The organism is Sphingobacterium siyangense (assembly GCF_007830445.1).
In the GTDB taxonomy this organism is placed as follows: domain Bacteria; phylum Bacteroidota; class Bacteroidia; order Sphingobacteriales; family Sphingobacteriaceae; genus Sphingobacterium; species Sphingobacterium siyangense.
The window spans coordinates 106987-116695 of sequence record NZ_VLKR01000022.1 but is presented as its reverse complement, the minus strand read 5'-3'; the positions used below and the strand labels follow the sequence as shown (position 1 = coordinate 116695).

Genomic DNA, 9709 nt, shown 5'->3' with positions numbered 1-9709 from the left:
GTCGTTTTTGATTTAGAATTTGCAGGTATCCAAAAAGACCCTTGGGGAAATACCAAAGCTGGTTTTATTGTAGAGGGCAAAATCAAACGTTCAGAATTTGGCCTTAATTGGAATGCTGCATTGGAAACAGGAGGGGTAATGGTGAGCGACGATGTAAAATTTAGTGCTGATATTCAGTTTATAAAAGCTCAATAAGCATAATATATAAAATAAAATTTGGTAGGAGAGTGAAAATTCGTACTTTTGTCGCGGAGAGTTGGCAGAGTGGTCGAATGCGGCGGTCTTGAAAACCGTTAACTGTCACAGGTTCGGGGGTTCGAATCCCTCACTCTCCGCCAGGTGCAATTTTAAAATTTTTAAAAAGCACTAAAAAATAGATAAATCCTGCAAAATCAATTATTTGCAGGATTTTTTTGTTTATGGGAATTGCTGAAATTTTCAAAAACACTCATAATTTTTGTGGCACATTCGTGGCACATTGAGTTTCTGCAAAAATGTGCCACAAAATGCCACATTGACAACTGGAAAAATCTTTGGTTCGACATTTATAACCCTTAAAAAGTTTAATTATGTTAGAACAAAGTTATGGGCTAACCTTCTTTCTAAAGAGCCCAAGAGAAAAAAGCCGAGCTATCCGCCTTGTCTATGTTCGAATTACGGTGGATGGAATTACAAAAGAATGTTCCACAAAACGCCAGTGGGATGTTACAAGATGGAACCAAAAGGAAGAAAAAGCTATAGGTACCAAGGAGGATGCTAAAGAACTCAATTTCTTTTTAGATTCATTTAGAACCAAGATTAACAGCTATCGGACAGAACTGCTGAATAATGATAAGCTTATTACGGCTGTTGATCTTATCGATTTTGTGAATGGTAAGTACAAACGTCATAACTCCGTATTAGAAGAATTTCTGGAACATAATGATGAGATAGCTGCTTTAGTTAAAACTGGAGAGTATTCTGATGGAACACGTGAAAGATATGTTACTGCCCGTTCTCATGTAGCAGAATTTATCCAATATAAATACGGGCGGGAAGATCTTTCTTTCTCTGCATTGAACTATGAATTTGTAAAAAATTATGAATTATACTTAAAAACTATCAGAAAGTGTTCGAACAATACTTCATTGAAATATATCAGTAATTTCAAAAAGATAGTACTCCGGGCAGTTGCAAAAGAAATTATCCCTAAAGATCCATTTAAGCTATTTACAAGTAGGAAAACTAAGGTGAAAAAGAAACCTTTGACTAAAGCTGAGTTACAGCGCATTGAAGATAAAGTATTCTTATCTAATAGATTGAGTGTAGTTAGAGATATTTTCGTTTTTCAATGCTATACAGGTTTATCATATATTGATGCTTTTCAATTAAAATGGAATGACATCAAAGAAGGTGATGATGGCAGTATGTGGATTATGTCCAGTAGACAAAAATCAAAATCTGGGACTGATATCCCATTATTGCCAAAAGCTCTTGAGATAATTGCTAAATACAGTAATGATTCTGAATGTATTAAAAGAGGAGCGGTTCTACCAGGCCGTTCTAATCAGAAAATGAATGAATATCTAAAAGAGATTGCTGAGCTGTGTGGTGTTTCTGAAACTTTAAACACCCATAAGGCTCGCCGTACTTTTGCTAGCACAATTACTTTGAATAATGGGGTATCAATTCATGTAGTTAAAGAAATGCTTGGACATTATTCTGTAAAACAGACAGAAGAGTATGCCATAACTGAACAGGAATCGATTGGTAGAGAGATGAAAAATTTGGAATTAGTATTAAGCAATAAAAAAGATAAATCATCGAACAATATTGAAACATTTCTTCTAGATCTTCGTAAAGAAATTGAATCATTGAAATCGTTAGAACAGAATAAAAGTAACGATACATTAATTAATAGATCAAACGCTTTAGAGTTAATACTTAAAATGGCTAGTACTTTTCTTTAAATAGAGGCAAAAAATTTTAAAGAGGAAATTAATATTCCCCTTTTATATGATCGATTTGTTAAGGTGATACATATCAATCTGACTATCTTTCTCATAAGAATAACTCGATCAATAATTAAAATACTTAGACGATGTATGATAAAATATATTCTCAGATTAATTACCTTTTGTGGGATTATTTTCCTTTGTAGCAAACCAGCAAAGAACTGATCCAAGACACACCATTATGGAGCCTTGCCAAAATGATAATCCTAAAGTTGTCGCTAGCATAAAGGAATATAATACAGAAGACAATACCGGAGTGAAATAGGATGCACCAGCCAAAAGAGTAGGATTCCCTTTTAGAATTCCGATATTCCAGGCTGCGTAACCAAAACCCATAGCCGCTGATGCTAAAAATAAAAAAAGTAAAAAATGTTATTTAATAAAAAAAGACTGTACACTAATACAGTCTTTTTTACCTTCAAGTCCTAATAATAGCTATTTTTAGATGTTTTGTCTCGCTGATTTATTATTCTGGCAATTTTATCTTAAAAACAGGATAGGAGAGATCCTCAGCACCTGATCCTACCCTATGAATATTTGAATTCGTAAAATATAAGTAGGATCCATAAATACTGAAGGTATCAGCCCATTCTACGGACTCATTCTTGACCAAAGTCTTTAGCTCTCCCTTAGGACTGATAAACACAATGGCATGTTTTTCCAGATCAGCCATGTATAAATTACCCCTTTTATCCAGTATCATACCGTCAGGAGAGGGAGTTAAGGCCTCTTTTTTGACTGAACTTTCAATCTCCTGCTCAGAGCCTTCACGTAATGTCTTCGCGCTGACACTATAAAGTGTTTTCCCAGTTAGCGCATGATAGAATAGTTTGTCCCGTGTTTCATCAAAGACAATCCCATCGGAATGGACAGGCTTGCTGCCCCATTTTTTTCCATCTATCATCAAATGATCAGTTTCAGCAGATGTTGAATAATGCTGATCCAGAACACGCCTGCTTTTTCTATTTTTTTTATCAAATATAATTAGCCCAGGTTCATTGGAATCAGTCATATAAATAAATCCATTCTTATCGTCGATTCGTAGGTCATTTGTGTAAGAGTTAGCTTTGAAGGAGCCATCGGATAGCTTAAGCACATCGATTAGGCTGTTTGTCTTGAGATCAAAAACGAAAATACGGGGATTGTCCACAACACCTTTCCATAACGGATTCCTGGTATCAAGGACATAGAGCTTATTGTTTTTTGCAACTACGGACTGTACGGCAACGAAAAGGGAATCACTGATTGCACTGCCCGGCTTCCAGCTGTTCCATTTGGTATCTGGATAAGGTACAGACACTTTGTTTTCGCTAATTTCCATTACCGAGTATTTCACCGATTCCCGCCAGCGAGGAAAATTGACAAAAATCCGTCCGTCTTCATTTACGCTGATTCCTGTTACCTGCTGTCCTTTGTAGTCTGTGACCTTCTCTCAGTGCTGGGCATTTACACTCAGTCCTATCATGAACATGATAGGGAGCATTAGTCTAGTTATCATTGTGATCCTGTTTTGAGTTAAAGTTATATTTCAAGTTTAGTCTGCGCAGCCTTTATTAAACCTTCCAGCCAGTCCTGATGTCCATTGATCATTGGATTGGGTTTTTGCGCAGCCAGTTCTCTGGCAGGTTTTCCGATCTGTGATTCCTGGGTCAGGATGCGAACTCTGTCGCCGTCAAGATCTTCGATCAGCCATGCATGGATAACGTCCAGTCTTGTTTCCTCATCGCCTTCGGCCCATCCATGCCATGAAATTCTGGCCGGTCTGCCATCTGCAGGTGGGACAAATTCAGTTATTTCAGCTTCTATCGGAAAGCCGAATGTTTTAAAGCGGAAACGCGAATCTGCGGTGAACTCGGGTCCGCCATTATTTTCAAATTCAATATCGGATGAATTCGCATAGTATTTCGGCCAGGCAAAAGGATTGTTTAAATAACGCCAGACTTCTTCTGTGGTCAAACCTTTTACAATTACTTCATTTGAACAATAATTATCTGTTAGACCCGGTAAATATCCCTCAGGCCAGTTTATTGAATTTTGCATATTTTATAATTTTAATTGTTAATAGCCTCCTTTAAAGCTTGATTTTAAATTTATTAAGGGGTAATAACAGAAGTTATACCATCAGGTCGCTCCATAGGTAAACGCTTGATTTCCTTTTGTGTCAACAGGTCAATCACCGCAACATAATTGTTTGGGGTACAGGAAATAAAGATCCTATTGTTACTGTCCATATAGATTCCGGCGCCCTGTCCAACCTGCATTCTTTTTTCTAATTTTAAAGTCTTTCTGTTGTAGAAGAGCAGGTCACCAGTTTTTACACTTACGATACACACTGTTTTACCATCCTGGGTGATCTTTAGACGGTGGAGTCCCTTAACCTGTGTATTGATTTTATGTTTAACCTGTTTTTTTTCGAGGTCAACTATCACAATGGTTCCATCCGGTCTTGCTGTCCATAGTTCTTTTTCATCCGGGGAAACATCGAAGCCCTCAGCTCCAAGACCAACATCCACCAAGGTCTGCCGCCAGTCATTTCTAGGCTTTGCATTAGCAGGAAGTATACCTGTTGGCGGCATATATGGCGGAATTTCCTTATTCTCATAGATACTAAGTGTGCCGCTTTCAACATTTGTGGTGTAAAAGGTCTTTCCGTTTTTTGTCAGGTATATCAGGTGGGTAAAATCCTGTCCCGTTCCCAAAGCTTTAACAGCTCTGTTCTGTTTGAGGTCATAGACGACTACATTTTTGGATCCCTGGGCAGTATACCAAAGTGAATCATTCCTGAAAGCCAGTCCATGCGGTATGCTAAAGGGGCTTGTATTGATCGTTCGCTCAGGTTCAAGTGTTTGAAGATTGATCACGTTGATTTCATGTCCGCCCGCATTCATAAGTGGAACTGAGATATATGCTCTGGTACCATCGCTATTGGTTACAATTTCGTGCGGATCATCGCCCACAGGAATTTTTTTGATAACCTCCAGGGTGGTATAGTCCATGACCACAAGTTTCTTTTCTCCCTTTGACAGAGACAGTATATACTGGTGCTGCGCAAAGATTGCTGTATTGGAAAAACAAAAAGCCACCAGCAGTAAATTTTTTATATTGATCATATTTTTTCTTTGGTCATATTTTCTATTTATAAAATCACGCCATCATTTTTGAAAAGAGACTTCAAATGCAGCAGGTATTCCTGTTTAAATGTTTCGACCAATTCCGCTGAGCCATTCTTTTCCACATCGTGGAAGTGTATGCTGGGTAGCTGCTGAAGTCCACAGAATGCGTTCATCCTGTGAAAAGGAAACAGAACACCATCATCGACGCTTCTGCCTTGAAAGAATTCCTCGGGAATGGTAAATGCATCCTCCGGGGCATTCCATGTGGTCGTCACCATATACCGTTTGTCACCAAGCAGCCCGCCGGTTCCATAATTACGGGTGGGATTGTCGGCTTTTCTTCCATCACTATAATACATTCCTTTTCGATGTCCCGCAGTAAAAACCTTATCAATATATTCTTTTAAAGTAAATGGGATATACATCCACCAGATGGGAAAATGATAGATAATAGTGTCTGCCCAAAGAAACTTTTCTATTTCTTCTTCGATGTCATAGTCTCCTTCTCCGGTTTCGGTGATTCTAAGCTCAAAGCCATTTTTGGCAGTAAAGAACGATCTGTCCCAAGAAGTGATCGTTTCATTTAGCTTACCACCGGAATGGGCAAATTTCATTCCTGCGTTTATTACCAGTATCTTTTGCATTACAATATGTTAAAAATCTATATGCAAAATTATGGACAGTTTTTATTAAATAAAAATAATAGTATTTTTACATAACTATAAAAATATTTATACATGAATGCTAATTTGGAATGGTTCAGGACTTTTAAGGCTATTTATGAATCGGGAACGCTGAGCGGTGCAGCAAAGCAGTTGTTTGTATCACAGCCCGGAGTTGGGATACATCTCAATTCTCTGGAAACTTATACGGGTTATCCTTTATTTGAAAGAAAAGCCCGAAAGATGGTCCCCACGGAAAGAGGGCATTTATTATATCAGCAGATGCAGCATTCTTTAAATGTTCTTGAAGAAATCCAAGGGCGGTTCAGACGTAAAGCCGGATCTGACCGACCTACGGTAAGTGTCGGGATGTGTGTTGAAACTTTTCAGCAGGCGCTTGAACAGCATATTCCTTATATTGACTTTAACCTGATCATGCAGTTCGGGGAGAACGAGAAGCTGACTGAACTGCTTGAAAATGGCGGGGCAGATCTTATCCTGACCACAAAACCAAAGGAGGATAATATTTTAGAGTTTGAAGCCTTTACCACCGAAACCCTGATGGTTGTCTGCGGAAAAAATACCGATCTTTCAGGCTGGGAAACGATCGATCCGAATGACAGTGAATCGTTGAAAAACTGGTTCCAGCAGCAGATATGGTATAACACAGCATCCGACATGAAACTTCTGAATCAGTTCTGGCAGGAAAATTTTGGGATCATGCCGGAATTTGTACCTAATTATATTGTTCCTAATAAATTTTCGATCATCCGTTGTCTGTCCGTAGGGCAGGGTCTAGCTGTACTGCCTGATTTTATCTGCAGGGAGGCCTTTGCCAAAAGCGAGGTCAAGGTTTTGTGGCGAGGGTACAATGATGTCCAAAATACCATGTATTTTGGACAGAGGAAGAACAGTCTCTATAGCGATCAGATTAGATTTTTGAAAGAAAAATTGAATGCTGAATATGCGGATATGCAGGAGCCTATTTTATCTTCTTATACAGTCTAATTGATAAAATAATTTTAGAATCTGGTGGTAAACTATAACAATATACCTTGATAAAATGTTAATTAAATGAGCAATCTTATACAAACAGATTCTGACTATGTGTTCTTTGTCCTACTTAACAATATTTATTGTAAAACGTCCTTTGCCTAAATAGAAATATTCATTGAGGCAAAGGACATTTATATTGGCTACTCTTCAAGGTATGAAGTGTAGTTTTACTTATAGTAGCTAGTTGTCGATCTGTAAATTATTATAGGCAATATTATTTTTGTCTTAAAAAACACTTTTGGATATGTCCATTAATTCTGGTTCTGCTGTTTTAATAATTCTAGTTTATTGATATAAACTTTAGAGACTTCTGGAACAGTACTGATTTTGTATAAATTGATCAAAAATTCATACATTTTTACGGAGTATGTATTCCTTATTTCTTGTTCTTCCATAATTTCAACACATTGGAGCTGATGGGATAGGGCTTCTTCCAGATTGTTTTTAAAGATTGAATTCTCAGCTAGTTTATTGTAGTAGTTCGATAGCAAGAAATGGTTTCTTTTTTCTGCCGGAATTGAATTATGGTATTTTATTGCCTCTTTGATAAATGCATCAGATTCATCAAAGTTTTTAGTTTTACGATGTATCTGTGATAATATGGTATAGCCCACTCCGATTTGTGCATCGTTGTAGAAATAATTTTGTTTTCGGAGTGTTGCTACTTTATGAAGGCATTTTACGACATTTATCGGATCATCTTTTAATAGATATGCTTGAGCAAGGTTATGTAGGGAAGTGATATACATTAAGAGATCTCCATCTTTAAAATTCCCTATATTCTGCAGGTATAGCTGATTAGCTTTTCTTTGATACTTAATTATTGTGTCCAAAGAATTTTCAACATTCAGAGTAGAGGCGAGATTATTGTACATCGTAGCCAGACAACGAGCATCCTTTCCTAAGTATTTTTCCGTTCTATTTATCAAATCTTCCCAAAGTTTATCAATATTTTCACGACTAAAGAAAAAGGATGAAAGATGTAAATATTCATTTTCCAATAGAAGGAGTGGCTGATAAATATTTGTGCGAAATTCTTCTTTAATGTTCCTCAGAATTGATTCAGCATATTTTAAGTATTTAAAAGATTCCTTGGGATTGTTATAGCCTTCCGCTAACCTATGGGAGAGCCAGGTTATATAGTAGATAAACCCTACAAATGGACTATTTTCATTTCTTAGTCGGTATAAAATTGTTTCCTGTAAAATTTTGTGGATCCGAATACTTTTTTTATTGTTTTCATATTGCAGTAATCCTTTTTTCTCAAGCGCATTGATCGAATTTAGGTAGCTAAGTTTATTCCCGTCATAGAATTCACGACCACATATTAATATTAAATCTTCGATAACGATATCAGAAGGCGGAAGCAGGGCCAGATATTGTAAAAAGTACTTTTCTTTATTCTCTAAATTTTCAATGGAAAAGCTTTGTAGGATAAAGTCAAAGATTGCAACGACTCTATTTTCTTCATCATTAAGGTCAATATCTATTTTAAGCAGATTGCTATTGAGATTTTGTGTCTTTAATGCATCATATATGAATTCTAGTGTTAGATCATAAGAATTCTCGATTGTTTTGGAAACGAGTTCAATAGTGAGAGTATTATATTCAATAAATTCCAAAAATTCCCTAAATAAGGTTTCATCAAACTCTTTTGAACAGTGTAATTTAAAAAGATTATACGCACTCTCATAATTTAGATTTGGAAGTAAATAAGGATTTAGGTTTTTTAAATTAGAACGTGTAAGGACGATTTTTTTCCAGTTTCGTAAGCTCAGGATTCTGTTGATTTCAGAAAATTTCTGATCATGGTTCTTTTGGATATCCAGGATAATAAGATTATTTTCTCCGGTTTTATCGAGTTCATTTAAGATCATATTAAATTGCTCAATGACCGTGGTTTCTTTAGACAAGTTAATGTGCAGGTTTTTCTGCAGGGGAGTATTCAGAACAATTGATTCACTCACGGAATTCTCCACATTTAACCATATTACATTATTGTAGTGATCCCGATATTGAGCAAGAAATTTTTTGGCAAATGTTGTTTTTCCCACGCCACCAAAATTGTGAATGGAAATAAACTTTTTATCGGCGATTAGGTCAAACACTTCTTTAATTTCATTTTGCCATCCGAAGACATTATCCACATTGATTAAGTATGGAACCAAGGAAAGATCAGTACTTTCTAAGATGCGTGGTTTTAAATTTTTTAAGGCTGCTTCATGATTTTCTTGCACTAATTCTACGTTTTTAATACGATCCTTTATTTCTTCTAATTCAATACCAATTAATCGTATAAATTTGGGATCTATTCTTTCTTGAATTTCGGCATCTGTTAAATCTAAAAGCTTCTGAAGATCAGTTTTATCCACTGATCGTAACGATGCGTCAGTTTCTTGGGAACACCGATTTATTTCAGATAAAAGAACTCTAAAAATAATTTCAACGGATCTATTGCCAAATACTTTATCGGTTAATAGAACAAGTATCTCTTGTCGCAATGCGTATATAGCCTCTTCGGTCGTTAATTCGCCAAATTCCCAATGAACACATCTGCAAAATCCAACTAAAAGGGCATCGTCCGATATCAATTCGCACATTGCCTTATAACTTTCGTTAATTTCCTTTTTTTTGGTTAAGGTGATATTTATACGGTTTAACTTTGCCTGTCGAATTTTGTTGGATTCACTTTTTAATATTTCCCTGTTAATCACAGGCGCTCCAATATCCACTTATTAAACTAAGACAAGACAACTTATTGCAATACAAACCGAAATTAGAAAATTTGCCATTATTCACAATCTCAGAAAAAACGTTTTTTGTAATATGGATACTTCTTGCCTGCATAGTATTTAATTTCATCTGCGATTACACAACAGGTCGC

The 9709-nt window shown here is 36.3% G+C and carries 8 protein-coding genes and 1 tRNA gene; 4 read left to right on the top strand and 5 right to left on the bottom strand.

Annotated features, from left to right (window positions below; translation table 11 throughout):
• The 3 genes from IQ31_RS18760 to IQ31_RS18750 all read left to right on the top strand — a co-directional run.
• The coding region (locus IQ31_RS18760; protein WP_208734314.1) for a YceI family protein at positions 1 to 195 on the top strand (195 nt) is incomplete at its 5' end.
• A gap of 55 nt (positions 196 to 250) precedes the next feature.
• Positions 251 to 338 (top strand) — tRNA-Ser (locus IQ31_RS18755).
• A 231-nt stretch (positions 339 to 569) separates the two neighbouring features.
• Complete coding sequence (locus IQ31_RS18750; protein WP_145329194.1) at positions 570 to 1949, top strand: site-specific integrase; 1380 nt, start codon at positions 570 to 572, stop codon at positions 1947 to 1949.
• A 511-nt stretch (positions 1950 to 2460) separates the two neighbouring features.
• On the opposite strand, the gene IQ31_RS18745 is transcribed toward IQ31_RS18750, so the two are convergent.
• The 4 genes from IQ31_RS18745 to IQ31_RS18730 all read right to left on the bottom strand — a co-directional run bounded on the left by IQ31_RS18745 (position 2461) and on the right by IQ31_RS18730 (position 5751).
• Positions 2461 to 3315 (bottom strand): L-dopachrome tautomerase-related protein, encoded by an 855-nt coding sequence (locus tag IQ31_RS18745; RefSeq protein WP_145329192.1) that lies wholly within the window; start codon positions 3313 to 3315, stop codon positions 2461 to 2463.
• Between the two features lie 200 nt (positions 3316 to 3515).
• Complete coding sequence (locus tag IQ31_RS18740) at positions 3516 to 4034, bottom strand: SRPBCC family protein (RefSeq protein ID WP_145329190.1); 519 nt, start codon at positions 4032 to 4034, stop codon at positions 3516 to 3518.
• A 53-nt stretch (positions 4035 to 4087) separates the two neighbouring features.
• A complete protein-coding gene (locus tag IQ31_RS18735) occupies positions 4088 to 5104 on the bottom strand; it encodes a YncE family protein (protein WP_145329188.1) in 1017 nt (338 codons plus the stop codon).
• A 26-nt stretch (positions 5105 to 5130) separates the two neighbouring features.
• Positions 5131 to 5751, bottom strand: coding sequence for an NAD(P)H-dependent oxidoreductase (locus tag IQ31_RS18730; RefSeq protein ID WP_145329186.1), 621 nt, complete (start codon positions 5749 to 5751; stop codon positions 5131 to 5133).
• A 93-nt stretch (positions 5752 to 5844) separates the two neighbouring features.
• On the opposite strand from IQ31_RS18730, the gene IQ31_RS18725 reads away from it, so the two are divergent.
• Positions 5845 to 6777, top strand: a complete 933-nt coding sequence (locus tag IQ31_RS18725) for a LysR family transcriptional regulator (protein ID WP_145329184.1) — start codon at positions 5845 to 5847, stop codon at positions 6775 to 6777.
• A gap of 299 nt (positions 6778 to 7076) precedes the next feature.
• Here IQ31_RS18725 and IQ31_RS18720 read toward each other — a convergent pair whose 3' ends face one another.
• Complete coding sequence (locus IQ31_RS18720; RefSeq protein WP_145329182.1) at positions 7077 to 9425, bottom strand: NB-ARC domain-containing protein; 2349 nt, start codon at positions 9423 to 9425, stop codon at positions 7077 to 7079.
• Positions 9426 to 9709 lie beyond the last annotated feature (284 nt).

What these genes read in the sequence shown, in the direction of transcription:
- IQ31_RS18720 (WP_145329182.1), bottom strand. Translation starts at nt 9,425, where the DNA reads ATGTGCGAATTGATATCGGACGATGCCCTTTTAGTTGGATTTTGCAGA.
- IQ31_RS18750 (WP_145329194.1), top strand. Translation starts at nt 570, where the DNA reads ATGTTAGAACAAAGTTATGGGCTAACCTTCTTTCTAAAGAGCCCAAGA.
- IQ31_RS18730 (WP_145329186.1), bottom strand. Translation starts at nt 5,751, where the DNA reads ATGCAAAAGATACTGGTAATAAACGCAGGAATGAAATTTGCCCATTCC.
- IQ31_RS18740 (WP_145329190.1), bottom strand. Translation starts at nt 4,034, where the DNA reads ATGCAAAATTCAATAAACTGGCCTGAGGGATATTTACCGGGTCTAACA.
- IQ31_RS18745 (WP_145329192.1), bottom strand. Translation starts at nt 3,315, where the DNA reads ATGGAAATTAGCGAAAACAAAGTGTCTGTACCTTATCCAGATACCAAA.
- IQ31_RS18735 (WP_145329188.1), bottom strand. Translation starts at nt 5,104, where the DNA reads ATGATCAATATAAAAAATTTACTGCTGGTGGCTTTTTGTTTTTCCAAT.
- IQ31_RS18725 (WP_145329184.1), top strand. Translation starts at nt 5,845, where the DNA reads ATGAATGCTAATTTGGAATGGTTCAGGACTTTTAAGGCTATTTATGAA.